Source organism: Pseudomonas sp. H3_E04, assembly GCF_054668915.1.
Genome location: NZ_CP162797.1, coordinates 2788590 through 2814148 on the forward strand (window position 1 = coordinate 2788590; position 25559 = coordinate 2814148).

Below are 25559 nucleotides of genomic sequence, written 5' to 3' on the forward strand. Positions count from 1 at the left end.
ACCGCGATTACGCCCTTGGTTTACAGCGCGATTTGCTCTAAGCCCGGCATACCGGTGCGCCGGAGTCCTTTCTATACTGCGACTTAAGGTCGCACACGTCTTTAGACCTGTATTTGCTCGGCCACCTTGGCCCGTAGGCGCTCCGTTGGGGGGCGATGGCAATGACAAGAGGAGTGAATGGCATGATCCATCACGTAGTGGGACTGTTTACCCACCCCGATCAGGAATGGAAGGAGATTCGTGGCGACCAAGAGGAAAGCATCAGCCACATGTACCTGACGCACACGCTGATTCTGGCGGCGATCCCTGCGGTCTCGGCGTTCATCGGCACGACCCAGGTCGGCTGGGTGATCGGCAATCGCGCGCCGGTGATGCTGACGTTCGAAAGCGCCTTGTGGATGACAATCATGTCGTACCTGGCGATGCTCGGCGGGGTCGCGGTGATGGGCGCCTTCGTGCACTGGATGGCGCGCACTTATGACGCCAACCCGAGCCTGGCCCGGTGCGTGGCATTTGCCACTTACACCGCAACACCGCTATTCGTTGGTGGACTGGCCGCTTTGTATCCGCACATGTGGCTGGGAATGATCGTCGGCACGGCGGCCATCTGCTACACCGTATACCTGCTGTATGTCGGCCTGCCGACGTTCATGAACATTCCTTCGGATGAAGGTTTCCTGTTTTCCAGCTCGGTACTCGCCGTCGGCCTGGTGGTGCTGGTGGCGATCATGGCGTTTACCGTGATTGTCTGGGGCCTGGGTGTCGGCCCGGTCTATACCAACTGACCTGTTTCCTCCCTGAGAAAAACAACATCTGCCAATACAGGCCGCCGCAAGGCGGCCTTCTCGTTGGGGCGACGACCATTCGGCAGGTCGGCGATTCGCAAGTCGCCGGGGTTGCGGCATACTCGGCGTCTCTGGAGATCCATCAAGCATGCCCGAGCAACTCAATACCCGCGTCGAAGATTGTTACCAACTCGCTGAATCCTTTTTCAAACGTTCCTTCAAACGCCCCGTGGTCAGCCTCAAACTGCGCGGGCAGAAAGCCGGTGTCGCGCATCTGCACGAGAACCTGCTGCGCTTCAACCCGCAGCTGTACCGGGAAAACACCGAACACTTCCTCAAGCAGACCGTGGCCCACGAAGTCGCCCACCTGATCGCGCATCAACTGTTCGGCGATCGCATCCAGCCCCATGGCGAGGAGTGGCAACTGATCATGCGCGGCGTCTATGAACTGCCGCCGGACCGTTGCCACACCTATGAAATCAAGCGGCGCAGCGTGACCCGCTATATCTACAAATGCCCGTGCCCCGACAGTGACTTCCCGTTTACCGCCCAGCGCCATGGCCTGGTCGGGAAAGGACGGCGCTACTTCTGCCGACGATGCCGCACGACATTGGTGTTCAGTGGTGAGCTGCGAGTGGAATGACCGATTTGTAGAGCATCGGGCGGCCCCTTCGCGAGCAGGCTCGCTCCCACAGGGGAATGCATTTCAATGTGGGAGCGAGCCTGCTCGCGAAGGCGGCGGCACAGGCACTAAAGAATCACCTTGGCCAAACGCAGCTCAGCAATTCTCCCACAGGGGAATGCATTTCAATGTGGGAGCGAGCCTGCTCGCGAAGGCGGCGGCACAGGCACTAAAGAATCACCTTGGCCAAACGCAGCTCAGCAATTCTCCCACAGGGGAATGCATTTCATTGTGGGAGCGAGCCTGCTCGCGAAGGCGGCGGCACAGGCACTAAAGAATCACCTTGGCCAAACGCAGCTCAGCAATTCTCCCACAGGGGAATGCATTTCAATGTGGGAGCGAGCCTGCTCGCGAAGGCGGCGGCACAGGCACTAAAGAATCACCTTGGCCAAACGCAGCTCAGCAATTCTCCCACAGGGGAATGCATTTCAATGTGGGAGCGAGCCTGCTCGCGAAGGCGGCGGCACAGGCACTAAAGAATCACCTTGGCCAAACGCAGCTCAGCAATCCGCTCAGCACTCAACCCCAACTCCGCCAACACCTCATCCGTATGCTGCCCCAACCCCGCGCCGACATGCCTTGGTGCAGGCAACGCTTCTGAGAATTTCAGCGGACAAGCCATCTGCGCCTGCGTCGTGCCATCACCGCGCGGCACTTGCGTTACCAACTCCCGCGCCTGCATTTGCGGATGGCGCAACGCCTCGCCCAGATTCAATACCGGCTCGACGCAGGCATCGACCCCGGCAAACAACTCACACAACTCAGCAAAATCATGGCGCTCGAACTCGATCCGCAACGCCTCTTTCAAGGCCTGTTGCTGCTCAGGTCTGGGCGATAACCCTTGCGCCGCCAGCTCCGGCCGGCCCAGCGTCGTGCACAGTTGCTGCATGAAGGCCGGTTCCAGACTGCCCACCGACATCCAGCGCCCATCCCGCGTACGGTAGTAGTCATAGAAGCTGCCGCCATTGAGCATCTGGTCTTCCCAACCCGGTTCCACGCCGCAGGCCAGATACCCCGCGCCGGCCATGGCGTTCAGGCTGAACGCGCAATCGGTCATGCTCACATCCAGATGGGTGCCCTGCCCGGTTTGCTGGCGGGCAATCACCGCTGCCAGCAAGCCGATCACTCCATGTAGCGAGCCGCCCGCCACGTCCGCCACCTGCATGCCCAGCGGCAACGGCCCGCTGTCGGCGCGCCCGGTGTAACTGGCCAGCCCGGCCAGGGCCAGATAGTTGATGTCATGCCCGGCGCGCTCCTTGTACGGCCCGCTCTGGCCGTAACCGCTGATCGACACATAAATCAGCTTTGGGTTGATCGCCTTCAACACTTCATAACCAAGGCCCAGACGTTCCATCACCCCAGGGCGAAACTGCTCGAGCACGATGTCGTATTCGCCCAGCAGTTGCTTGATGATCTGCAGCGCTTCGGGCTGTTTCAGATCGAGCGCCAGACTGCGCTTGTTGCGGTTCAGGTAGGAGTGGCTGGCCGATACCCCGCCATCGTGCGGCGGCAGCACCCGCAGCAGATCCATGCGGGTTGGCGATTCGATGCGCAGCACCTCGGCGCCCATGTCCGCCAGGAGCAACGAGGCGAACGGCCCCGGCAGCAAGGTCGAGAAATCGAGAATCTTCAGTGAGGCCAGCGGTGCGGACATGGGCAAACTCCTTGGGCGATGCACTCAGCCTAGGCAGCCATCGTCGATGCGGCAATCACCGCAAATGTCAGCAGGTGTGACCGTTGCGCTCAAATTCCGGGCAAGAAAAAACCCGCCGAAGCGGGTTTTTCTGTGCAAGCGATGCTTACTTCACATTGCTCGGGGTCGGGCCTTCAGCCACACCCAGGTCGTCTTCTTCACGCTCGTCGGAGATACCGCGACCGCCGGAAGCCAGCTCGGTCTGCAGCTGATCGGTGTCCAGCTCCTTGACCCACTTGGCCACGACGATGGTCGCTACAGCGTTACCGACCAGGTTGGTCAGTGCGCGGGCTTCGGACATGAAACGGTCGATACCGAGGATCAGCGCCAGACCGGCAACCGGCAGGTGACCTACCGCCGACAGCGTCGCGGCCAGGACGATGAAGCCCGAACCGGTCACACCCGCCGCGCCTTTGGAGGACAGCAGCAGCACCAGCAGCAGAGTGATCTGGTGGGTGATGTCCATGTGCGTGTCGGTCGCCTGAGCGATGAACACGGCGGCCATGGTCAGGTAGATCGAAGTACCGTCGAGGTTGAACGAGTAACCGGTCGGGATCACCAGACCAACAACCGATTTCTTCGCGCCCAGACGCTCCATCTTGATCAGCATGCGTGGCAGTGCCGATTCCGACGAGGACGTACCCAGTACGATCAACAGTTCTTCACGGATGTAACGCACCAGTTTGAACACGCTGAAACCGTGAGCCCGGCAGATCGCACCCAGCACCAGCACGACGAACAGGACGCAGGTGATGTAGAAGCAGATCATCAACTGGCCCAGTTGCACCAGCGAGCCGACACCGTAGGCACCGATGGTGAACGCCATGGCACCGAACGCACCCAGCGGCGCCAGTTTCATGATCATGTTGATGATGTTGAACATCACGTGGGCGAAGCGATCGATCATGTCCAGCAACGGACGACCGTACGAACCGAGGCGATGCAGGGCGTAGCCGAAGATCACCGAGAACATCAGCACTTGCAGGATGTCACCGGTGGCGAACGCGCCGACGATGGTGTTCGGGATCACATTGAGGAGGAAACCGACAATGCTCTGGTCTTTACTGGCCGTCACGTAGGTGGCGATTTTCGAGGCGTCGAGGGTGGTGACGTCGATGTGCATGCCGGCGCCCGGTTGCACAACGTTGACCACGACCAGACCGATCAGCAGGGCAATGGTGGAAACGATTTCGAAGTACAGCAGCGCGTAGCCGCCGGTCTTGCCTACCGACTTCATGTTCTGCATGCCGGCGATGCCGCTGACAACAGTACAGAAGATGATCGGGGCGATGACCATTTTGATCAGCTTGATGAAGCCGTCACCCAGTGGCTTGAGGGCCACACCGGTCTGCGGATAGAAGTGACCAAGCAGGATGCCGATGGCGATCGCAACGATCACCTGGAAATACAGGGATTTGTACAGTGGCTGACGAGTCGTCATTGCAGGTTTCCTCAAGCGTCCAGCGGCAACATCCATCTGTCGAGCGCCGAACCTTAATTGCGAACCCTCCTGCACTGGAGGGATTTGTTGTTGGAACGGCATTCTTCCGAGCGGAAGAAGTGCACGCTTCTGTCGCTTGTATCGCAAACGCCGTGCCAGATTGGTGCGAATGGCAGCAAGCCTTTTGATATCAGGGGCTGCAGGATTTTCCTGTCACCAATCAGTGACTTGAGGCGTGGCGGATTTCCGCCAACTGAGCGTCCAGCGTCCTGCAATTTGGCGGAAATCCGCCTTGTGGCGTTGCCGGCCCGCCATTACGATCGGTGCCTGAACAAGGATTGCCGCTTATGCGCGAACGTACCATCGCCAGCCATTTCGCCCGTGCCGCTCTTGGCGGCGCACGCCGGCGCGGCCTGGATTATTCAGGCCTGTTGCAGCAACTGGGGATCAGTCCGGAGTTGCTCGACGAGCCCCGCGCGCGGATTGCCCCTGAGCAGTTCACCCGGCTGATTCAAGGGCTGTGGCTGGCGCTGGACGACGAATATCTGGGTTTCGGTAACGCCCCGAGCAAGCCCGGCAGCTTCGCCATGATGTGCCACGCCTCGATTCACTGCCGCAACCTGGAGAAGGCTCTGCAGCGCGGTTTGTTGTTTTACAGCCTGTTCCCCGACGCCCCACGCCTGACTCTGCGCCGCGAAGATCAGTGGGTGCGTTTGAGCCTGGACGACGCGCAGTGGTGGGATCCGGATCACTTTCTCACCGAGAGCCTGCTGGTGATCTGGCATCGCCTCGGCAGTTGGCTGATCGGCCAGCGCATTCGCCTCGAGCAGGCAACCTTCAGCTATCCGCGCCCCGAACACGGCGGCGAATACGACCTGCTGTTCCCCTGCCCGCTGACCTTTGATGCCGAGCAGAGCAGCCTGCTGTTTCACAGTCGCTATCTGGCCATGCCGCTGTTGCAGGACGAACGCACGCTCAAGCACTTCCTCGAACGTTCCCCCGCCGACCTGCTCTCACGCCCGGACGACGGCGACAGCCTGAGCAGTCGCCTGCGTCGTTTGCTCAGCCGAGACGCGGCACATTGGCCGGATCTGGAAGCCGTCGCCGCGCATTTGCACATCAGTCCACAGACCTTGCGCAGGCATTTGCGTGAGGAAGGCACGAGTTTTCAGGAGCTCAAGGATCAACTGCGGCGGGATATCGCCATCTATCATCTGGGCCGGGCGGATCTGTCGTTGCAGCAGATTGCCGAGCAGCTCGGATTTTCCGAGCCGTCGGCGTTTCATCGGGCATTCAAGAAATGGACGGGGCTGACACCAGGGGCTTATCGGGCGCAGGAGTTGTGAAGCCAGACGCCTTCGCGAGCAGGCTCGCTCCCACAGGGGAATGCCTTTCAAGGTGGGAGCGAGCCTGCTCGCGAAGAGGCCGGCACTGCCGACCTTCACACCGCAGGAAAATGAATCCTGAACGCCGCCCCGCCCATCGGTGAATCGCCCAAAGCCAAACGGGCGTTGTAGCTTTCGATGATGTCCTTGACCACCGCCAGCCCGATCCCTTGCCCGGGATGCTGGGCGTCCAGGCGTTCGCCACGTTCGAGAATTCGCGCACGCTGATCAAGTGGCACACCCGGGCCATCGTCCTCGACACACAATTCGATCCCGGCCAAGGACTCGCGCACGCTGACTCGCACTTCGCCGAGGCACAGGCGATAGGCGTTCTCCAGCAGATTGCCGAGCATTTCCAGCAAGGCGCCCTGCTCGATCGGCACGTAGCAATGCTCCGGCAGATCAAAGGTCACGCGCACATGTTTGTCGCGGTAGACCTTGTCCAGCGTGTCGCAGAGGCTTTTGAGCACCGGTTGCAGGCGCACCTGATGGCGCACCAGGCCGCTTTTGCGCAGGCTGGCCCGTTGCAGTTGGTAGCTGATCTGCTGGCTCATGCGTTCGATCTGACTTTGCAGCACCCACGCCTGATCGCGGTCTTCAGGGCGCTGGGCCATGTCTTCGCTGACGCCTTGCAGCACCGCCAATGGGGTTTTCAGGCTGTGGGCGAGGTCGTCGAGGGAGTCGCGGTAGCGGCTGCGTTGCTGGCGCTCGCTGAGCAGCAAGCGGTTGAGCGAGCCGGTCAGGCGCAGCAGTTCACGCGGGTGTTTTTCCGTCAGGCTTTCGCGAGTACCGCCTTCGATTTCGTCGAGTTCCTGGCTCAAGCGGCGCAAGGCCTTGAGGCCCCAGGTCAGGCCGATCCATAGCAGCGCCAGCAAGACCAGCAACGCCGCGCCGAAGCCCAGATAGAGATTTTCGCGCAGGCCTTCGAGGGTGGTTTCGTATTCACGCACCGGTTGCAGAGCGACGATGCTGAACGCTGCGCTTTTGCCGCCGAGCAGTTTGACTTCGACGTCGTAGACGAAGAACTCCTGACCGCTGGCTTCACGAATCCGCGCGAACTCATTGCCGAGGCCGTCGTAGCGCGGTTTGTAGTTGATCTGTTCTTCCTGGGTGGCTTTCGAGCGCCACACCAGTTTGCCGTCGCGGTCGTAGATATAGCCGAGCAAGCGGAAATCGGTGAGGTTAAAGCGCTCGTCCGGCAATTGCGACGGCATCACCAGCCGACCGTTTTCCACCCGCGCGGCGGAGATCAATGTGGTGACGTCGGAGGCCAGACGTTGCTCGATCGAGTCCTGCAAGGCAAGGCTGAAGGCGCCCTGCATCGCCGGCAACAAAGCGAGCATGAACAATACCGCCAACGTGGTGGCGGCGAGCATCAAGCGAACGCGAAGGGAACGGATCAAGTGCAGCGCTCATTGAACAGGTAACCGAGGCCGCGCACGGTGTCGATCGGTTTGAATCCGGCCGGGCCTTCGAGTTTGCGGCGCAGACGGCCGACCAGCACTTCGATGACATTCGGATCGCGCTCGTCGTCATCCGGATACAGCTGCTCCATCAAGCGATCCTTGGGCACTACCTGCTGATGGTGGCGCATGAGGTATTCGAGGATGCGGTATTCGTAGGCGGTCAGCGCCAGCGGTTGTTCATCGAGGCTGGCCTGTTTGCGATTGAGGTCGAGCAGCAAAGGCCCGGCAACGATGGTCGACTGGGTAAAGCCGCTGGAGCGCCGCAGCAATGCGTTCAGGCGTGCGTCGAGCTCTTCGAACTGGAACGGCTTGACCACGTAATCGTCGGCACCGGCGGCGAGCCCTTCGACCTTGTCCTGCCAGTTGCCGCGCGCGGTGAGGATCAGGATCGGGAAGGTCTTGCCGCCCGAGCGCAACTGGCGGATCAGGTCGAGGCCGCCCATGCCCGGCAGGCCGAGATCGATCACCGCCAGATCGAAGTTGTACTGGCCGGTCTGGTACAGCGCCTCCTCGGCATTGGCCACGGACTCGACCACGTGGCCGCTCTCCGTCAGGCGGGTTTGCAGGTGATGACGCAACAGCGCCTCATCTTCGACAACCAACAGTTTCATAAAACTCTCCGGGCTAAATCACCCACTCCAGTGACACACCTGTGGGAGCGAGCCTGCTCGCGAATGCGGTCATTCAGTCAACGATTATGTTGAATGAAACATCGCTTTCGCGAGCAGGCTCGCTCCCACATTCAATCGACGACAACCGCTTAGAAATAGTAGTTGGCCGACAGGTAGGTCTGCGCGCTGCTGGTCAAGTCCAGCGAGCCCTGTTTGCTGCCGCCGCTCTCTTTCATTTCGGTGCTGGCGTTGCTGCGCAGGTAACGGTAACCGAGTTCCACCGAGGTGTTCTGCGAAACTTGCTGCAACACACCGACCTGGCCACCGATGGCGTAACCGATGTCGCTGTCACGGCTGAAGCCTGGCGAATCCTGCGTCAGCTTGGTCAGACCGGCCGTGGCGCCACCGAACAATTTGGTGCTGCCGCCCACCGGGTAGAACAGGTCATAGCTGCCGAGCAGATTTTCCTGGCGCAGTTTAACGCCATTGTGCGAGCCGGAAACGTTGTCGTAGGTGGCGTAGTAGCGGCCCTGGCTGTTTTGCTGACCGAGGCGCATGCCGTAGGTGTTGTTGCCGTCGATGGCCCCTGTGGCGTTGGGGTGGCCAAGGTTGTTGTTGAGCGCATGGGACTTGTCGATCTTGTCGCTGGTCTGGCCGAACGTCAGGCCGGCGAAGTTGCTGGTGTCGTCGGCATTCGCCGCGATGCTGGAGCCTAACAGGGTAAAAGCCAGCAGCAGTTTGTTGATACGAGTCATGGGTATTTCCTCTTTCACAGTGCTGTTTGGGTATGGCGCAAGGTTACTGAGCCGCCCCTGTACGGCCCCTGAACCGTCTCTGAACCTGACCTGAACCGGATCGACTAGGCTGTTCTGACCACTTTCAATAAGGAGACCCGACCATGCGCCTGTTCCTCGCCCTCACTTTGCTGGCGGTCAGCAGCCTCACCCAGGCTGCGATAAAGACTGCAGAAATCCCTTATCAAAGCGCCGACGGCAGCCAACTGATCGGCTACTACGCCTATGACGACGCGATCAAAGGCCCACGCCCCGGCGTTGTCGTGGTCCACGAATGGTGGGGCCTGAACGATTACGCCAAGCGTCGCGCGCGGGATCTCGCCGGGCTCGGCTACAGCGCGCTGGCCATCGATATGTACGGTGAAGGCAAGAACACCGAGCATCCGAAAGACGCCATGGCCTTCATGCAGGCAGCGACCAAGGATGCCGACGCCGCCAGTAAACGCTTCGCCGCCGGGCTCGATCTGTTGAAGAAACAGGCGCGGACCGACCCGAACAAAATCGCCGCCATCGGCTATTGCTTCGGTGGCGCCGTGGTGCTGAATGCGGCGCGTCAGGGTGTGCCGCTGGCCGGCGTGGTGAGTTTCCATGGCGCGCTGGCAACCAAGACGCCGGCGACTCCGGGCAGCGTCAAGGCGAAGATTCTGGTCGAGCATGGTGCGCTGGACAGCATGGTCACTCAGGACAACGTCACCGCGTTCAAGTCGGAGATGGACAAGGCCGGGGCGGACTACCAATTCGTCAGTCTGGATGGCGCCAAACACGGTTTCAGCAACCCGGATGCCGATCGCCTGAGCCATGGCGAGCATGGCGGGCCGGACATTGGTTACAACAAGGCGGCGGACGAGAAGTCATGGGCGGATATGCAGGCGTTCTTCAAGAAGATTTTCGGTTGAGTCAGTAACGACCGAGGCGCGGTTTTCGCGAGCAGGCTCGCTCCCACACCGGATATCTGTCGCACAGATGATCCCCCGTGGGAGCGAGCCTGCTCGCGAAGGCTTCACCGCCGATCTCGACCTCGCCCCGACTAACCGGCAAAATGCCCGCCATGCATACCACCCCCGCCCTGCCCGCCTGCTGCACTGCACTCGACAGCCATTGGCCGTTGCCGACGGTATTGGCCGATACCGTGTTGCTCAGCACTCACTTCGACCCGGCACAGTTGCTCGGCGATGACTTCCAACGCAGCGCTGTGCTCGCGCCGCCGAGTATTCAGCGCTCGGTGGCCAAGCGTCAGGCCGAGTTTCTCGCCGGGCGCATCTGCGCTCGTGCCGCCCTGCAACAACTCGAAGGCCTGAATATCGTCCCGCCGATCGGCGAAGACCGCGCCCCGGTGTGGCCGGCGCACATTTGCGGTTCGATCACCCACAGCACCGGACGCGCCGCAGCGATTGTCGCCAACAAGCAGCACTGGCGCGGCCTGGGCATGGATCTGGAAAACCTGTTGAGTTACGAGCGCGCCGAACGTTTGGCCGGGGAAATTCTTACACCGGCGGAAATGCAGCGCATGGCGGCAGGGTCGCAGGATCAACTGACGCTGCTGGTGACTCTGACGTTTTCGGTGAAAGAGAGTTTGTTCAAGGCGCTGTACCCGATCGTGCAGCAGCGCTTTTATTTCGAACATGCCGAAGTGCTGGAATGGACTGAGGCAGGCCAGGTCAGGCTGCGGTTGCTGACTGATTTGTCCAGCGAATGGCGCAATGGATCGGAGTTGGAGGCGCAGTTTGGAGTGCAGGATGGGCAGTTGTTGAGTCTGGTCAGTATTCCTGCCTAGGGATTTGTACTGCCTGAGACGGCCCCTTCGCGAGCAGGCTCGCTCCCACAGGGGATTGCATTTCAAATGTGGGAGCGAGCCTGCTCGCGAAGGCGGTATCCCGAATCTCAACGGCGCTCCTGATTCCTCGGCCAACTCAGACTGAAACACGCCCCACCCAGGCTCTTGCTCTTGCCAATGATCGCGCGGCCGTCGTGCCAGTGGATGATCCGTCGCACAATCGACAACCCCAGACCATGCCCGCCCGACGCCCGCGTGCGGCTGTCGTCGAGGCGCAGAAACGGCGTGAAGATCCGCTCCCATGCAACCTCCGGCACGCCCGGCCCGTCATCCTCGACGTCGATGCGGCAGCGCAACTGGCCAACCTGATAACTCACCGTCACCTGCGAATGCGCATGACGCATCGCGTTGCCTACCAGATTCTGCAGCGCCCGATGCAGATAACGTGGCTCGGCCTCGACCCAGGCGCCGTCATTGTCGGCAGAGGACAGGCACAAACCGCGCTGCACCGTGACCTCGGCGCGCAGTGGCGCCAATTCTTCGATCACCTGATTGACCAGTGCATCCAGGTCGATGCGCTGGAAGGTCAGCGCCGGCGAGCCCTGCTCCAGCCGCGCGTAAGTGAGCATTTCGTCGACCAGCTTATCGAGGTCTTCGATGTCGTGATCCATGCCTTCGCGGTATTTCTCCAGCGCCTGCGGGGTGGTCGCCGTACCGATCATCTCCAGACCGAAACGCAACCGCGCCACCGGCGTGCGCAACTCATGGGAGACCGCCCGCACCAGTTCTCGCTGGATCGCCAGCAGTTGCTGCAAGTGCTCGGCCATGCCATTGAACGCCGACGCCAGCCGCCCGACCGAGTCGGCTCCGCGCGCCGGCACACGCGTTTCCAGACTGCCCTTGGCGATGCGCGTGGCCGCCGCTTCGAGGCCGCGCAAACGCCGTTCGAGCTGACGCACCAGCAGATAAACGATAAGACCGATCAGCGTCAGACCCAGAGCGGCAATCAGCACCAGCCATTCCGGCGGGTACGGATTCATCTGATACAACGGGCCGATTTCCAATACCCACGGCGTACCGACCATGCCGGCGAACACGCGAATCGAATCGCCGCCCTTGCCCAGTGCCATCACCGTATCGCCCTCGGCCACGCGGCGGCTCTGGTCTTCGTCCATGTCGGCGTCATTTACCGTGACCAGACGCAGATCGAAGCCGAAGCCTTTTTCCTGCTTTATCTGCGCCAGACGCTTGGGCTGTTCGCCGACCGGTACCCGCACCAGCTCATCGGCCAGCAGGTAAATGGTCGCCCGGGCCAGTTGCTCGCTGATCTGCTGCACCTCGCCCACCAGCATCATTTGCTCTTTTTCGCTGATCAGCCGATAGACCTTGGCCGCATGTGGCCCGGTCTGCTCGACCAGCGCCTGACCGCGCAGCACACGGGTGCGCTGGGCCAGATCGAGGTCGGTTTCAGAGAATTTCTTCAGCGTCAGCGGAATACCGAGCAGCCGCTCCCACACCAGCAACGCGCGATGGCGTTCGGTCTGGTTCATCGGTTGCAGATTATCGGCCATCAGCGAGAAAGTGCCGTGGGCCAGGCGCTCGCGGTATTGCTCGCTGCGCACCTGATTGAGCAGGTTCAGCGCCAGCACGCCGAGTACCGCCACCAGAATCAGCGCGGCGCACATGCCGCCGTAGATGCGCAGGAAGATCGAATTCACAGCGCCAGGTCTGCGCAGGCTTCCGGTACGAACAGATAGCCTTTGCTGCGGATGGTCTTGATCAGCCGCGGATGATCGGGGTCATCGCCGATTTTCGGACGGATGCGCGAGATGCGCACGTCGATCGAGCGATCCTGGCCGTCGTAGCCGATGCCGCGCAATGCAGTGAAGATTTCTTCGCGGGAAAGAATCCGCCCGGCGTTGGACACCAGCAGCCAGAGCAGGTCGAACTCGGCGCTGGTCAGCTCGATACCGTTGTCGCTTAGCCAGGCTTCGCGTAACGCGTTGTCGACCACCAGTGGACCGAATTGCAAACGCCGGGATTTTTCCGCCGCCGGTTCCGGTGTGTCACTGCGTCGCAGCAACGCCTGGATGCGCGCCAGCAGCAAGCGCGGACGCACCGGTTTGCACACATAGTCGTCGGCACCAAGATCGAGGCCGTGAATCTGATCAGCATCGTCGGTGCGCGCGGTGAGCATCAGGATCGGCCCGTCGTACTGGCTGCGCACCTTGCGACAAATGCTCAGGCCATCCTCGCCGGGCAGCATCAGGTCGAGGATCACCAGATCCGGTTGCTCCCTGATGATCCGCGCCGCCGCCAGCGCACCATTGCCTTCGATCTCGACGCGCAGGCCATTGGCTTGCAGGTAATCGCGGGTGAGCTCGGCCAGTCGCTGGTCATCCTCGACGATCAATACCTGCCAGGTTTGTTGCTCCACCGGTGACCTCTGCTTGCTGTTTTTATTGATATATGAAGGTTTCGCTGAATGAACGCGGTTCCTGTAGGAGCTGACGAGTGAAACGAGGCTGCGATCTTTTGATCTTGCTCTTGAAAAATCACAATCAAAAGATCGCAGCCTTCGGCAGCTCCTACATGAGTCCTCCCGATCAGCTGTCATATTTCGGGAGGATAAAAATCCCAGTGCAACCAGCGATTGTATAAACGCCGGCCACCCGGAAAACAAGTCGGTAAATGCGTTCGGACGAGGCGGAATTGTGTGGTAGGGTTCGCGCCCTTAAAAAACCGCTGAAGCGTTTTTCCAGGCAAAAAAACAGTGACAAACGGTCTGGCTCAGCAGGTTAGCGGCCTACACGCGTTTTCCCTGTTTCTTACACAAATTACGCACAGGCTTATCCACAGGTAGTACGTTGCAATCCTCCCCTGAAACGCATTATCTTGTAGCACCGCGAAAACGCAGACCCTACATATAGGGTTTTCGTCTAAATCGCCCAACCACATTTCAGGCCTGAAACTCAAGTGCTTTATGGCCAGTTTCCGGTAGAACGAACGAGTTTTTTCAAGCCCAAACCGCACTGGCGGATGGCACCGTTTTATTTGGTCCGAAACGGACAAAACGGTATGGGTGTTGCAGTCATGACTGCCACCCGCGAAGGAATCCGGTGGCGAGCTTCGGCTCGTAACCAAAACTTCGGCAAGGATGCGGCGTTGCAGCCTTTTTCCTACTGTTCCGAAGTTTGTAATGCCGACGCCCGTCGGTTGCAGTGCTTCGGTACAGAACGGTGAGCACCATGACGGTGCCAAACAAACATAGAGAATGTGGAGACCACCCCCCATGCAAACCGACACAACTCGCGAGAACCCGCAGGGCACCTTGCCGCAGGCCGCCGATTCGACTTCGGATCTGGCAGCCACCGCGCCTGGCCAGCTGCGCGTGATCAAGCGTAATGGCACTGTCGTTCCTTACACTGATGACAAGATCACCGTCGCTATCACCAAAGCGTTTCTCGCAGTTGAGGGCGGCACCGCTGCCGCTTCGTCGCGAATCCATGACACCGTTGCGCGCCTGACCGAGCAGGTCACCGCGACCTTCAAGCGTCGCATGCCATCGGGCGGCACCATCCACATCGAAGAAATCCAGGACCAGGTCGAACTGGCCCTGATGCGTGCCGGCGAGCAGAAAGTTGCCCGTGACTACGTGATCTACCGCGACGGCCGTTCGAAAGAACGCGCTGCCCACGCGCCGGCCGAAGCTGCCGTCAATGCGCACCCGTCGATCCGCATCACGCGTGCCGACGGTAGCCTGGCGCCGCTGGACATGGGCCGTCTGAACACCATCGTCACCGAGGCCTGCGAAGGCCTGGAAGAAGTCGACGGCGACCTGATCCAGCGCGAAACACTGAAGAACCTGTATGACGGCGTGGCCCTGACCGACGTCAACACCGCCCTGGTGATGACCGCCCGTACCCTGGTCGAGCGCGAGCCGAACTACTCGTTCGTCACCGCCCGCCTGCTGATGGACACCCTGCGTGCCGAAGGCCTGAACTTCCTCGAAGTCGCCGAAAGCGCCACCCATCACGAAATGGCCGACCTGTACGCCAAGGCCCTGCCGGCGTACATCGCCAAAGGTATCGAGTTCGAACTGCTGAACCCTGTGCTGGCCACCTTCGACCTGGAAAAACTGGGCAAGGCGATCAACCACGAGCGCGATCAGCAATTCACCTACCTCGGCCTGCAGACCCTGTACGACCGCTACTTCATCCACAAGGATGGCGTGCGTTTCGAACTGCCGCAGATCTTCTTCATGCGCGTGGCCATGGGTCTTGCGATCGAAGAAAAGCAGAAAGAAGACCGTGCGATCGAGTTCTACAACCTGCTGTCCTCGTTCGACTACATGGCTTCGACCCCGACCCTGTTCAACGCCGGTACTCTGCGTCCACAGCTGTCGAGCTGCTACCTGACTACCGTGCCGGATGACCTTTCGGGCATCTATCACGCGATCCACGACAACGCCATGCTGTCGAAATTTGCCGGTGGTCTGGGCAACGACTGGACGCCTGTTCGTGCGCTGGGTTCGTACATCAAGGGCACCAACGGCAAGTCGCAAGGCGTGGTGCCGTTCCTCAAAGTGGTGAACGACACCGCTGTGGCCGTGAACCAGGGTGGCAAGCGCAAAGGCGCGGTGTGTGCCTACCTGGAAACCTGGCACATGGACATCGAAGAGTTCATCGAGCTGCGCAAGAACACCGGTGACGATCGTCGTCGTACCCACGACATGAACACCGCCAACTGGATCCCTGACCTGTTCATGAAGCGCGTCTTCGATGACGGCAAGTGGACCCTGTTCTCGCCATCCGAAGTTCCGGACCTGCACGACCTGACTGGTAAAGCCTTCGAAGAGCGCTACGAGTACTACGAAGCGCTGACCGAGTACCCGGGCAAGGTCAAGCTGTTCAAGACCATCCAGGCCAAAGACCTGTGGCGCAAGATGCTCTCCATGCTCTTCGAAACCGGCCACCCATGGCTGACTTTCAAAGACCCGTGCAACCTGCGCAGCCCGCAGCAGCACGTCGGCGTGGTCCACAGCTCGAACCTGTGCACCGAGATCACCTTGAACACCAACAAGGACGAAATCGCCGTTTGCAACCTGGGCTCGATCAACCTGCCGAACCACATCGTCGACGGCAAGCTCGATACCGCCAAGCTGCAACGCACCGTGAACACTGCCGTGCGCATGCTCGATAACGTGATCGACATCAACTACTACTCGGTGCCGCAAGCGAAGAACTCCAACTTCCGCCACCGTCCGGTCGGTCTCGGCATCATGGGCTTCCAGGACGCTCTGTACCTGCAGCACATCGCCTACGGCTCCGACGCTGCCGTCGAGTTCGCCGACAAGTCGATGGAAGCGGTCAGCTACTACGCGATCCAAGCTTCCTGCGACCTGGCCGACGAGCGCGGCGCCTACGAGACGTTCAACGGTTCGCTGTGGTCCAAGGGCATCCTGCCGCTGGATTCGCAACAGATCCTGATCGAACAGCGTGGCGAGAAGTACATCGACGTCGACCTGAAGGAAACCCTCGACTGGGCACCGGTTCGCGCCCGTGTACAGAAAGGCATCCGTAACTCGAACATCATGGCCATCGCACCGACCGCGACCATCGCCAACATCACTGGCGTCTCGCAGTCGATCGAACCGACCTACCAGAACCTGTACGTGAAATCGAACCTGTCGGGCGAATTCACCGTGATCAACCCGTACCTGGTTCGCGACCTGAAGGCTCGCGGTCTGTGGGACTCGGTGATGATCAACGACCTGAAGTACTACGACGGTTCGGTGCAGCAGATCGAGCGCATCCCGCAAGAACTCAAAGAGCTCTACGCGACCGCGTTCGAAGTGGACACCAAGTGGATCGTTGACGCCGCCAGCCGTCGTCAGAAGTGGATCGACCAGGCCCAGTCGCTGAACCTGTACATCGCCGGCGCATCGGGCAAGAAGCTCGACGTGACCTACCGCATGGCCTGGTACCGTGGTCTGAAAACCACCTACTACCTCCGTGCCCTGGCCGCGACCAGCACCGAGAAGTCGACCATCAACACCGGTAAGCTGAACGCTGTTTCCAGCGGCGGCAACCACGGCGACGATTCGGTTCTGGCCGCTCCGGCAGGCCCGGCGCCAGTGCCAAAGGCCTGCGCAATTGACGAGCCGGATTGCGAAGCTTGCCAGTAAGCTGAGCTGAGACCAGGCGTTGCAAGACGCCTGATATCTCAAAGCAAAAGAAAACCCCCGACAGACTTCCGGTTTGTCGGGGGTTTGTTTTTTGGGGGTTGGTTTGGGCTTGGGTGAATATCCGTTGCTGCGGAAACGGCTTCTTATGGTTTCGCTCTTACAGCGAGTCACCTTTTCAGAGACCTGGTCGTACGGTCGCTGCGCTCCCCCCCCGGATCGATCCCGTAACGAAGCCTGCCGAAGGGGCAAAAGATCAAAAGCCGGATCAAAAGCCAAAGCCAAAGCAAAAGCAAAAGCCAGATCAAAAGATCGCAGCCTTCGGCAGCTCCTACAGTTGGATTGGGTACCACTTCAAGAACAGGTCGGCTGACAGGCCGCCTTCGCGAGCAAGCTCGCTCCCACAAAAAGGCAAAGCAGCGCAGCTGCCCGCGGCGAAGCCGCACCACTCAACAATGAGCGCAAGCTCGAGTGCTCTTGATCTTGATCCACCGGCGACGTCGGAAGGCTGAGTGGAGGGATTGATCCGGGCGTGGGAGCGCAGCGACCGTCTGGCGCAGCCAGACACAGCGGAAGGAGGTGCAGCGAAGCAAACCGTAGCCGCTGCGCCCGGATCAGTCCCGGAGCGAAGGTACCCCGAGCCCCAGCGAGCGGGCCGAACGTAGGAGCTAGCGTTTTTTGCTTACTTTTTTTGGCGCTTGTAAAAAAGTAAGTCGCCGTAAGGGCGAAACCGTAATCAGCAACACCCGCAGAAACGGATATACACCCAAAACCCCAACAGCCTGGTCGGCCCAAAGGCCGCCACGACCCAAAAAAAAGCCCCTCAAAACCGAGGGGCCCAAAAAACCAGTCAGAAACCCGAATCAGGTCATCTGAATAATGGTCTGCATAATCGTGCTCTGCGTCGAAATGGTCTTCGCGTTCGCTTGATAGTTGCTCTGACCCTTGATCAGATCAACCAGCTCATTGGTCAGGTTAACGTTCGACTCTTCCAGCGAGTTCGACACCACCTCACCCAACGTACCGGTCTTCGGCGCGTCGTAGCCCGGAATGCCCGAAGCGAAAGTCTCTTTCCAGCTAGTGCCACCGACAGCCTGCAAGCCCTGTTCGTTGGTGAAGCTGGCCAGCGCAACCTGACCGATCGCCTTGCTCTGGTTGTTGCTGAAGTTGGCGAACAGCGTACCGGTGCCGTCGATGGTCAGGTTAGTGATCTGGCCAGTGGCGTAACCATCCTGAGTCGGGATCGTACGCGAGGTATCAGCGTTGTACTGCGTGGTGTTGGCCATCGAGATGGTCACGCCATTCGGGTTCGCTGCCGCGCCGTTAGGCGTAAACACGCCATTGGTCACAGTGCCCGGCACCCAGCCGGTCATCTTCAGATCGCTGCTGATGATCGGGTTGGCCGGATCCGCCGGGTTAGGCGTGCTCACCTGAACCAGCTTGCCGGAGCTGTCGAACGACAATGTCGAAGCGACCGGCGCAGTGGTCACAGGGTTGCTGCCGGTAGCGTCCGGGTTACGGCCATCGACCAGGGTGTAAACCTTCCAGGTGTTCCCGCCAGTCTTGACCATGTACTGGTCCATGACGTGGGCGTTGCCCTGGGTGTCATAGATCGGTGTGCTGAACGACTTGGTGTACGTTTCCGGCTTCGACGGGTCGAACGTCACGGCGCTGGCGCCGGTATCGACGATCACTGGCGAAGACGAATTGAGGTTGATGCTCGAGGTCACCGCAGAAGACGACTTCGGCGCCAGGTTCGAGGTGTCGATCTTCAGATCGGTCAACACGCCGTTGATGATCTTGCCGTTGGCATCCACACCGTAACCCTGCAGACGCGAGGTGTAGTCGGTGTTGGTGATGTAACCGGCGTTGTCGACCTTGAACGTACCGGCACGGGTGTACGAGATCGAGCCGTTGTTGCTCATGGTGAAGAAGCCGGAACCGTTGATGCCCATGTCCAGCACGTTGCCAGTGTTGTTGATGTCACCCTGGGTGAACTGCTGGGAAACGTTGGCCAGGCGTACGCCGTTACCGATGACTTTGCTGCCGCTGCCCAGACGAGTTGACGAATAGACGTCTTCGAATTCTGCGCGCGAGGATTTGAAACCGGCGGTGGCGACGTTGGCGATGTTGTTGCCGGTTACGTCGAGTTGTTTGTTGGCGGCATAGAGACCGCTAAGGCCGATGTTAAAAGACATGTTCCACTCCTTCGTGCCGGGTTAGTCGGCTCTATATACCAATGGTTTGTACTTTGGACAGGGCAACGGTGCCCTTGCCGGCCAGGTTGAGCATCAGCTCGCCACCGGTCTGGCTGATCGTCACGCTGTTGACGGTCGCTGGCAGGTAAGTCGCCAGGTCGGTCGCGGTGCCGTTGATCGGTGCGTTGGCCTTGAACGTGTAAGTGCCGACCGGAACCACGGTGCCGGCGGTGTCCTTGCCGTCCCAAGTGAAACTGGCATCGCCGGCAGCGCGGCTGCCCAGGTCGATGGTGCGCACGGTCTTGCCGTCCTTGTCGGTAATGGTCACGGTGCCGCCGGCAATCGACGAAGGCACGGTGACCGAACCGGTCAGGCCTTTGCTCGGGTCATCGAGCTGGGCGGTGTTGGTCTGCACGATCACGTTGCGACCGACCAGCGACGACGCTTGCAGCGCCTGCGACGAGTTGTAGTTGCCGGCCAGGCCACTGACAGTGGAGTTCAGCGTGGTGATGCCTTCAAGGCTGCTGAACTGCGCCAACTGCGCGACGAAGGCGCTGTTGTCCTGCGGGTCGAGCGGGTTCTGGTTTTTCAGCTGGGTGACCAGCAACTGCAGGAATGCATCCTTGCCCAGCGCTTGACCGCCGGTGGCACTGTTGGTCGCCGAAGCAATGCCACCCGACGTAGTGCTACTCGTCTTCGACGAGTTGGCCAGGATGTCATTCATGCTCAGGCTGCTGGTGGTATCCGTAACGCTCATGGCACTCGCCCCTTATTACTGACCGAGGGTCAGTACCTTCTGCATCATGGTTTTGGCGGTGTTCATCATTTCGGCGTTGGTCTGGAACGACCGGCTCGCGGAAATCATGTCAGCCATTTCTTCCACCACGTTGACGTTCGGGTAGTAAACGTAGCCCTTGGCGTCGGCAGCCGGATGGTTCGGCTCGTAGCGCGCTTCGAGGTTGCTCTGGTCTTCGACAACGCCGAGTACCTGCACGCCCTGCCCGGCCGCGTCCTGGTTCTGGAACAGCGAGTTGCTGCCGCCGGCCTGGCCGCCCTGGAACATGGTGGCGAACACCGGGTGACGGGCGCGGTAGGTCTGGTCGATGCTCGACGAGACGGTTTCGGCGTTGGCGATGTTCGAGGCCACGGTGTTCAGACGCGTGGTCTGCGCGCTCATGCCGCTGCCGGCAATGTTGAAAACGCTGGACAGGGACATGGATTATTCTCCGCGCAGGGCTGACACCAGCCCTTTGAATTTGCTGTTGAGCAAGGTGAAGCTGGCCTGGAAGCCGACGGCGTTTTCCGCGTAGTTCGACTGTTCCAGTTGAGCGTCGACGGTGTTCTGGTCGATAGAAGGCTGCATCGGCGTGCGATACATCAGCGACTCGTCGCCGTTGCCCAGCCCTTCAGCCTCGATGTGCCGGCTGTTGGTCATGTTCAGGGCAAAGTGGCCGCCGGTCTTGGTCTTCTCGGTCTGTGCTTCGAGCACTTTGGAGAAATCCAGATCCCGCGCCTTGTAGTTCGGGGTGTCGGCGTTGGCGATGTTGTTGGCCAGCACTTCGGCACGCTGGGCGCGGAAGCCCAATGCCTTTTCGTGAATGCCCAGCGCTTTGTCGAAGCTGATGCTCATGTCGGGAACCTTCAGGTGACCGGTTTTTCGTATCTGAGCTTTAGCAAGCGCCGTGCCAAATGGAAGAACCCCCGTATTCCGGGGCTTTGCGCCGAACAGGCAAAGCGGCAATGCCAGAAAAGCGGCAACCGGTTACCGCCGGATGCCGCTTTTCTGCCGCTTGCCGTCGTTGCCAGGTCAGCGCAGATCCGTGTGGGAGCGAGCCTGCTCGCGAAGGGGGCGTGTCAGGCGCCAACTGTCTTACGGACAGACCGCTTTGGCGAACAGGCTGCTCCCACAGGGGGTTTGTGGTGTTCGTGGAAAATAATTCGGGCATAAAAAAACGGGAGGCCTTTGCGGGCTTCCCGTTTTTTGTATCAGCGCAAACCGCTTATTTCGCCTTGTAGATAATCCCCGGGCTGCACTGAACCATCTGGTAATGATCCGGCAAACCGTTCAGCGCTTCCGAAGCGCCAAGGAACAGGTACCCGCCCGGCTTCAACGTGCTGTGAATGCGCAACAGGATGTCCTTCTTCACTTCGGCAGAGAAGTAGATCAACACGTTGCGGCAGAACACGATGTCGAACTTGCCCAGCGCTGCGTAGCTGTCGAGCAGGTTAAAGGAGCGGAATTCCACCCGGCTCTTGATCGGCGCCTTGACCACCCAGCGCCCCGGCCCCTTCGGGTCGAAGTAGCGCTGCAGGCGATCCGGCGACAAACCTCGACCGATCGCCAGGCTGTCGTACTCGCCGGTCTTGCAGTTATTGAGCATCAGCCCCGACAGATCAGTGGCAACGATCTGCACGCCCATCTTCAACTGGCCAAGGTTGCTGCGCTCGAACTCGTCGATCGACATCGACAGCGAGTACGGTTCCTGCCCCGACGAGCAGGCCGCCGACCAGATCCGCAGACGCTGGTTGGGGCTGGCCTTGATCGCTTCCGGCAGTACCTTGTTCTTCAAGACTTCAAACGGATAGGTGTCGCGAAACCACAGGGTTTCGTTGGTCGTCATGGCATCGACCACCTGCTCGCGCAAACCGCTGCGCGGCTGGGTCTGGATGCGCTGTACCAGCTCACCCAGGGACTTGATGCCTTGCTGCTCCATCAGTTTGTTGAGACGGCTCGAGACCAGATACTGCTTGTTTTCACCGAGCAGAATGCCACAGGCTTTTTCCAGGAAGACCCGGAACTGTTCGAAATCCAAATTACCCGTAGACAATGATGCCGCCTCTTAAATCGTGTTGAACGCCAGGGACAGAAGGTCCCTAGCTGATATCTGCAGCTTTGATCCGGTCGACTACCCGGGATGCGAGGTCATCAGGACGGAATTTGGCCAGAAAGTCATCAGCACCGACTTTCTTCACCATCGCCTGATTGAATACCCCCGACAACGAAGTATGCAGGATGATATGGAGCTTTTGCATGCGCGCGTCGCCGCGGATTTCCGCCGTCAGGGTGTACCCGTCCATCTCCGGCATCTCGATGTCGGAAATCATCATCAGGAACTCTTCTTCCGGCTTCTTGCCCTCGTCGACCAGCTTGCGCAGGTAATCCAGCGCCTGCTTGCCGTCGTTCAGCGCCACCACTTCGACACCGATGGTCTGCAGACAACGCGTGACCTGCTTGCGCGCCACCGACGAGTCATCGACCGTCAGTACCCGCAGCGACAGCGCCTTGGTCTGCGTCTCGACATCGACCACGCCCACCGAAATCGCTTCCGGGGTCGGCGCCACTTCAGCCAGCACCTTCTCGACGTCGATGATTTCGACCAACTGGTTGTCGACCCGCGTCACAGCGGTCAGGTAATGATCGCGACCGGTGCCCTTGGGTGGCGGATGGATCTCTTCCCAGTTCATGTTGACGATGCGCTCCACCGAGCGGACCAGGAAACCCTGGGTCTTGGTGTTGTACTCCGTGATGATCACGAACGGGCTGTTCTTGTCTTTCAACGCACCGGAGCCCGTTGCCATTGCCAGATCCAGGATCGGAATGGTCGCTCCCCGTATATTCGCTACCCCGCACACGACAGGACTGGATTTGGGCATCAAGGTCAGGGACGGGCACTGCAACACTTCCCGCACCTTGAACACGTTGATCCCGTAGAGCTGCGGCCCGTCGAGACGGAACAACAGCAGCTCGAGGCGATTCTGCCCTACCAGTTGCGTGCGCTGGTTCACCGAATCCATTACACCAGCCATGCCCAGACTCCTACATCAACGCCAAGTGTTGTTGCGACGCACATTCATTGCTAAACGGCACGGCGCTTGCTTTTTAACTCGTATGAACGCTCAAACGACATTTTCCCGACGCCTGACCTCTACCCTTCGCAAAGGGCTTTGCGCGGTGGCCGCCGTTTGCTGCTCGCTTGCTGGCAGTCCTGCCAATGCAGATGCGGTTACCTTGCCTGATATGCTTATCGGCGTGACTCAGGGCTTTCTTGAATTCACCGTAGAAGACTATTTGGCTTCCAGTCAAACCGAAGGCCGCTACGAAATCGAAGTCAACCAGCTCGACCCGCGCATGCGCATGCCCATGTGCGACAAGGAATTGACAGCGACTCTGGAGAGCCCGGCACGCCCGCTGGGGCGCGTTACGGTGAAGGTTCGCTGCGAAGGCAGTTCGCCCTGGACGGTGTTCGTACCCGCTCAAGTCCGCCTGTTTCGCGAGATCGTAACGACCACTCGTCCGCTGAAACGCGCCGGCATTATCGAGCCGCAGGATGTGACTTTGCGCGAGCGCGATGTCAGCACGATCAATCAGGGTTTCCTGACCTCCGTCGACGAAGCGATCGGGCAGAAACTTACCCGACCAACGGTCGCCGATCAGGTCATCACACTGGTGCATCTGGAACAGGCCGAAGTCGTGCGCAAGGGTGACCAAGTGGTGATCACTGCGCGCAGTGGCACCCTTGCCGTACGCATGCCGGGCGAAGCGCTCTCCAATGGCGGCATGAAAGAACAGATTCGAGTAAAAAACCTTAATTCTCAAAGAGTTATCAAGGCGCAGGTGATTGCGCCGGGACAGGTCGAAGTGGCCATGTAAAAGCCTCGAGGAGAAAACTGGCGCCGATCCCGTCGCTTCCCTAAACTGTGCCGCAGCAGGTCTCGCAACGGCGCATGCAAGCTTATGGTTGATTGGGCCTAAAGTTTTTCAGGGGATAGCCGAAAACATGGCAAGCGTCCAAATTCCCAGAGGTTTTTTATCATGGTTATCGATTTCAACCGATTGAACAGTTCCTCGTCACTAACCGGCAGCACACGTACCAGCAACGCCAAGGAAAGCGCTGAAAACAGCCCCTCCGCGCCGCTGAATACCCAGGCCGAACAGGCCAATGTCGCCAAAAGCGGGGAGTCGGTACACCTCAGCAATGAGGCTCAACAGTTGCAGAAGGTCACTGACAAGCTGCGCGATCAGCCTGCTGTCGACAAAGCCCGTGTGGCCGAGTTGAAAGCCGCGATTGCCGATGGCAGCTATAAAGTCGACAGCAACCGTGTAGCCAGCAAACTGCTCAACTTCGAAGCCCAGCGCTAGGCTTTTGCCGGCGCCAGGCTTTTGGACGCTTAAACCCCAAGGCCAGCCATGCACGACACTAACTTATTGCAACTGATCAACGACGACTTTGCTCCAGCGCAACAATTGCTGGAGTTATTGCAAACCGAATCCCTCGCTTTGCATGGTCGCGACATGCCGTTGCTGGAAGAAATTCTGGCGACCAAGCAAGCGTTGATCATTCTGCTCGAGCAGCATGGCCGCAAGCGCAGCGAAATCCTCGCCAGCCTCAACCTGCCGACCGATCGCACAGGTCTTGAGCAACTGGCCAGCCAGTCGAGCATTGGCGACCAGTTGCTGACCCAGGGCGATGCCCTGACCGCGCTGATCGCCCAATGCCAGGCGGCCAACGTCAAGAACGGCCAGTCGATCCAGATCCAGCAGGCGACCACCGCCAATCAGCTGAAGATCCTCACCGGCGGTGAGCCGCCAGCGCTGTACGACGCCAGCGGGACCTTTGCCAAACCGGTCAAGCCGCGAACGCTCAGCCAGGCATGAGCCATTCGCTGGCCCTGCACTATCCACTTGCGCAACATGCTGGCAAAATACTGGCCAGTCGTCTTATTTTGTCTGGAGATTGAAGAACCGTGTCCAACACCCTAAGCGCGGATGATGCTCCGCAGCCTCCGAAGGTGCTCACCACGCCACTGGAAATCTCCAGCAACCTGCGCCAGCTGCAAGACAGCCACGATCCGCTGATCATCACCTTCCATGAACGCAGCCAGCGCTTTCAGAGTTACCTGATCAAGGTCGACCGCGAAACCGCAACGATCGCACTGGACGAAATGATCCCGCGCGATGGCGAGCGCTTCCTCCAGGCTGGCGAACCGTTCAAGGTCGAAGGCTTTCATGACGGCGTGCGCATCGCCTGGGAATGCAACGGCACGCTGAACATCGAAGAATCCGACGGTGACCGTTTCTACACCGGCGACCTGCCAAGCGAAGTGGTCTATCACCAGCGCCGTAACGCCTTCCGCGCTGCGTTGAAGCTCACCGATCTGGTCAGCGTTGAACTGGGCGGCGAAAAGCTCAAGGTTCCTCTGCACGGCAAGCTGCTGGATATCTCCGCCACTGGCTGCAAATTCCGCTTCGAAGGCGACATCACTGATCGCCTGCAACTGGGCCAGGTCTACGATCGCCTGATCGCCCCGCCGCTGTTCGGCAACCAGCCAACATCGGTCGAACTGCGCTATCTGCATTTCGAAGAAAAACTCAACATCACCTTCGCCGGGCTGCGCTTCCACAACATCAGTGGCCAGGCTGCGCGCAACGTCGAGCGTTTTGTTTACCAGTTGCAACGTGAAGCACGGCGTTTCGACAAAGACGATCTCTGAGTCGCAGCGATCAATAAAAAGGGCAGTCCTGTGCGGGACTGCCCTTTTTCATGC

The 25559-nt window shown here is 59.8% G+C and carries 23 protein-coding genes; 10 read left to right on the forward strand and 13 right to left on the reverse strand.

What is annotated here, in order from left to right:
- Positions 1-182: 182 nt before the first annotated feature.
- Together AB4N53_RS12510 and AB4N53_RS12515 are read left to right on the forward strand one after the other, a co-directional pair.
- Entirely contained in the window at positions 183-785 is a 603-nt protein-coding gene (locus AB4N53_RS12510) for a Yip1 family protein (protein ID WP_016773629.1), read from the forward strand.
- Positions 786-933: 148 nt separating this feature from the next.
- Positions 934-1428, forward strand: coding sequence for a SprT family zinc-dependent metalloprotease (locus AB4N53_RS12515; protein WP_460120822.1), 495 nt, complete (start codon positions 934-936; stop codon positions 1426-1428).
- A 511-nt stretch (positions 1429-1939) separates the two neighbouring features.
- Here the strand turns inward: AB4N53_RS12515 and AB4N53_RS12520 are convergent.
- Together AB4N53_RS12520 and AB4N53_RS12525 are read right to left on the reverse strand one after the other, a co-directional pair.
- Positions 1940-3121: a CaiB/BaiF CoA transferase family protein gene (locus AB4N53_RS12520; RefSeq protein WP_460120824.1), complete on the reverse strand. Its 1182-nt coding sequence runs from the start codon at positions 3119-3121 to the stop codon at positions 1940-1942.
- Positions 3122-3266: 145 nt separating this feature from the next.
- A complete protein-coding gene (locus AB4N53_RS12525) occupies positions 3267-4601 on the reverse strand; it encodes a dicarboxylate/amino acid:cation symporter (RefSeq protein WP_024013978.1) in 1335 nt (444 codons plus the stop codon).
- A 347-nt stretch (positions 4602-4948) separates the two neighbouring features.
- Here AB4N53_RS12525 and AB4N53_RS12530 point away from each other — a divergent pair, with 347 nt between their 5' ends.
- Complete coding sequence (locus AB4N53_RS12530) at positions 4949-5947, forward strand: AraC family transcriptional regulator (protein ID WP_460120826.1); 999 nt, start codon at positions 4949-4951, stop codon at positions 5945-5947.
- A gap of 95 nt (positions 5948-6042) precedes the next feature.
- On the opposite strand, the gene AB4N53_RS12535 is transcribed toward AB4N53_RS12530, so the two are convergent.
- From AB4N53_RS12535 to AB4N53_RS12545, 3 genes are all read right to left on the reverse strand, one after another.
- Positions 6043-7389, reverse strand: a complete 1347-nt coding sequence (locus AB4N53_RS12535) for an ATP-binding protein (protein ID WP_024013980.1) — start codon at positions 7387-7389, stop codon at positions 6043-6045.
- A complete protein-coding gene (locus AB4N53_RS12540) occupies positions 7386-8063 on the reverse strand; it encodes a response regulator transcription factor (protein WP_016773623.1) in 678 nt (225 codons plus the stop codon). The genes AB4N53_RS12535 and AB4N53_RS12540 overlap by 4 nt, the downstream gene beginning before the upstream one ends.
- Before the next feature lie 149 nt (positions 8064-8212).
- Complete coding sequence (locus tag AB4N53_RS12545; protein WP_039757849.1) at positions 8213-8818, reverse strand: membrane protein; 606 nt, start codon at positions 8816-8818, stop codon at positions 8213-8215.
- A gap of 143 nt (positions 8819-8961) precedes the next feature.
- Between AB4N53_RS12545 and AB4N53_RS12550 the strand changes: the two genes are divergently transcribed.
- The gene (locus AB4N53_RS12550) at positions 8962-9753 is read left to right on the forward strand and encodes a dienelactone hydrolase family protein (protein ID WP_460120829.1); all 792 of its coding nucleotides are present in this window, start codon (positions 8962-8964) and stop codon (positions 9751-9753) included.
- 152 nt (positions 9754-9905) lie between these two features.
- Positions 9906-10631 carry a 4'-phosphopantetheinyl transferase family protein gene (locus AB4N53_RS12555; protein WP_460120831.1) on the forward strand — a complete coding sequence of 242 codons (726 nt, stop codon included), beginning with the start codon at positions 9906-9908 and terminating at the stop codon, positions 10629-10631.
- Positions 10632-10738: 107 nt separating this feature from the next.
- On the opposite strand, the gene AB4N53_RS12560 is transcribed toward AB4N53_RS12555, so the two are convergent.
- Both AB4N53_RS12560 and AB4N53_RS12565 read right to left on the reverse strand, forming a co-directional pair.
- A complete protein-coding gene (locus tag AB4N53_RS12560; protein WP_024013984.1) occupies positions 10739-12349 on the reverse strand; it encodes an ATP-binding protein in 1611 nt (536 codons plus the stop codon).
- The gene (locus tag AB4N53_RS12565) at positions 12346-13068 is read right to left on the reverse strand and encodes a response regulator (RefSeq protein ID WP_415761767.1); all 723 of its coding nucleotides are present in this window, start codon (positions 13066-13068) and stop codon (positions 12346-12348) included. Before AB4N53_RS12565 ends, AB4N53_RS12560 begins: the two co-directional genes overlap by 4 nt.
- Positions 13069-13923: 855 nt before the next feature.
- Here AB4N53_RS12565 and AB4N53_RS12570 point away from each other — a divergent pair.
- Positions 13924-16818: a ribonucleoside-diphosphate reductase subunit alpha gene (locus AB4N53_RS12570; protein WP_024013986.1), complete on the forward strand. Its 2895-nt coding sequence runs from the start codon at positions 13924-13926 to the stop codon at positions 16816-16818.
- Positions 16819-17678: 860 nt separating this feature from the next.
- On the opposite strand, the gene flgE is transcribed toward AB4N53_RS12570, so the two are convergent.
- The 6 genes from flgE to AB4N53_RS12600 all read right to left on the reverse strand — a co-directional run bounded on the left by flgE (position 17679) and on the right by AB4N53_RS12600 (position 22820).
- Positions 17679-19013, reverse strand: coding sequence for a flagellar hook protein FlgE (gene flgE, locus AB4N53_RS12575; protein WP_056788088.1), 1335 nt, complete (start codon positions 19011-19013; stop codon positions 17679-17681).
- 31 nt (positions 19014-19044) lie between these two features.
- On the reverse strand, positions 19045-19770 hold the full coding sequence (gene flgD / locus AB4N53_RS12580; protein WP_460120834.1) for a flagellar hook assembly protein FlgD: 726 nt from the start codon (positions 19768-19770) through the stop codon (positions 19045-19047).
- 15 nt (positions 19771-19785) lie between these two features.
- Positions 19786-20229 carry a flagellar basal body rod protein FlgC gene (gene flgC, locus AB4N53_RS12585; RefSeq protein WP_016773614.1) on the reverse strand — a complete coding sequence of 148 codons (444 nt, stop codon included), beginning with the start codon at positions 20227-20229 and terminating at the stop codon, positions 19786-19788.
- 3 nt (positions 20230-20232) lie between these two features.
- Entirely contained in the window at positions 20233-20643 is a 411-nt protein-coding gene (gene flgB, locus AB4N53_RS12590) for a flagellar basal body rod protein FlgB (RefSeq protein WP_016773613.1), read from the reverse strand.
- Between the two features lie 370 nt (positions 20644-21013).
- Complete coding sequence (cheR, locus tag AB4N53_RS12595) at positions 21014-21841, reverse strand: protein-glutamate O-methyltransferase CheR (RefSeq protein ID WP_460120836.1); 828 nt, start codon at positions 21839-21841, stop codon at positions 21014-21016.
- A gap of 46 nt (positions 21842-21887) precedes the next feature.
- On the reverse strand, positions 21888-22820 hold the full coding sequence (locus AB4N53_RS12600) for a chemotaxis protein CheV (RefSeq protein ID WP_016773611.1): 933 nt from the start codon (positions 22818-22820) through the stop codon (positions 21888-21890).
- 82 nt (positions 22821-22902) lie between these two features.
- Here AB4N53_RS12600 and flgA point away from each other — a divergent pair, with 82 nt between their 5' ends.
- From flgA to AB4N53_RS12620, 4 genes are all read left to right on the forward strand, one after another.
- Positions 22903-23664, forward strand: coding sequence for a flagellar basal body P-ring formation chaperone FlgA (gene flgA, locus AB4N53_RS12605; RefSeq protein WP_217852925.1), 762 nt, complete (start codon positions 22903-22905; stop codon positions 23662-23664).
- Between the two features lie 162 nt (positions 23665-23826).
- Positions 23827-24153 carry a flagellar biosynthesis anti-sigma factor FlgM gene (gene flgM, locus AB4N53_RS12610; protein ID WP_016773609.1) on the forward strand — a complete coding sequence of 109 codons (327 nt, stop codon included), beginning with the start codon at positions 23827-23829 and terminating at the stop codon, positions 24151-24153.
- A gap of 48 nt (positions 24154-24201) precedes the next feature.
- Positions 24202-24669: a flagella synthesis protein FlgN gene (locus tag AB4N53_RS12615; protein ID WP_041479278.1), complete on the forward strand. Its 468-nt coding sequence runs from the start codon at positions 24202-24204 to the stop codon at positions 24667-24669.
- 89 nt (positions 24670-24758) lie between these two features.
- Complete coding sequence (locus AB4N53_RS12620) at positions 24759-25505, forward strand: flagellar brake protein (protein WP_041479276.1); 747 nt, start codon at positions 24759-24761, stop codon at positions 25503-25505.
- Positions 25506-25559: the final 54 nt, after the last annotated feature.

What these genes read in the sequence shown, in the direction of transcription:
- AB4N53_RS12510 (WP_016773629.1), top strand. Translation starts at nt 183, where the DNA reads ATGATCCATCACGTAGTGGGACTGTTTACCCACCCCGATCAGGAATGG.
- AB4N53_RS12515 (WP_460120822.1), top strand. Translation starts at nt 934, where the DNA reads ATGCCCGAGCAACTCAATACCCGCGTCGAAGATTGTTACCAACTCGCT.
- AB4N53_RS12520 (WP_460120824.1), bottom strand. Translation starts at nt 3,121, where the DNA reads ATGTCCGCACCGCTGGCCTCACTGAAGATTCTCGATTTCTCGACCTTG.
- AB4N53_RS12525 (WP_024013978.1), bottom strand. Translation starts at nt 4,601, where the DNA reads ATGACGACTCGTCAGCCACTGTACAAATCCCTGTATTTCCAGGTGATC.
- AB4N53_RS12530 (WP_460120826.1), top strand. Translation starts at nt 4,949, where the DNA reads ATGCGCGAACGTACCATCGCCAGCCATTTCGCCCGTGCCGCTCTTGGC.
- AB4N53_RS12540 (WP_016773623.1), bottom strand. Translation starts at nt 8,063, where the DNA reads ATGAAACTGTTGGTTGTCGAAGATGAGGCGCTGTTGCGTCATCACCTG.
- AB4N53_RS12545 (WP_039757849.1), bottom strand. Translation starts at nt 8,818, where the DNA reads ATGACTCGTATCAACAAACTGCTGCTGGCTTTTACCCTGTTAGGCTCC.
- AB4N53_RS12550 (WP_460120829.1), top strand. Translation starts at nt 8,962, where the DNA reads ATGCGCCTGTTCCTCGCCCTCACTTTGCTGGCGGTCAGCAGCCTCACC.
- AB4N53_RS12555 (WP_460120831.1), top strand. Translation starts at nt 9,906, where the DNA reads ATGCATACCACCCCCGCCCTGCCCGCCTGCTGCACTGCACTCGACAGC.
- AB4N53_RS12570 (WP_024013986.1), top strand. Translation starts at nt 13,924, where the DNA reads ATGCAAACCGACACAACTCGCGAGAACCCGCAGGGCACCTTGCCGCAG.
- flgE (WP_056788088.1), bottom strand. Translation starts at nt 19,013, where the DNA reads ATGTCTTTTAACATCGGCCTTAGCGGTCTCTATGCCGCCAACAAACAA.
- flgD (WP_460120834.1), bottom strand. Translation starts at nt 19,770, where the DNA reads ATGAGCGTTACGGATACCACCAGCAGCCTGAGCATGAATGACATCCTG.
- flgC (WP_016773614.1), bottom strand. Translation starts at nt 20,229, where the DNA reads ATGTCCCTGTCCAGCGTTTTCAACATTGCCGGCAGCGGCATGAGCGCG.
- flgB (WP_016773613.1), bottom strand. Translation starts at nt 20,643, where the DNA reads ATGAGCATCAGCTTCGACAAAGCGCTGGGCATTCACGAAAAGGCATTG.
- AB4N53_RS12600 (WP_016773611.1), bottom strand. Translation starts at nt 22,820, where the DNA reads ATGGCTGGTGTAATGGATTCGGTGAACCAGCGCACGCAACTGGTAGGG.
- flgA (WP_217852925.1), top strand. Translation starts at nt 22,903, where the DNA reads ATGAACGCTCAAACGACATTTTCCCGACGCCTGACCTCTACCCTTCGC.
- flgM (WP_016773609.1), top strand. Translation starts at nt 23,827, where the DNA reads ATGGTTATCGATTTCAACCGATTGAACAGTTCCTCGTCACTAACCGGC.
- AB4N53_RS12615 (WP_041479278.1), top strand. Translation starts at nt 24,202, where the DNA reads ATGCACGACACTAACTTATTGCAACTGATCAACGACGACTTTGCTCCA.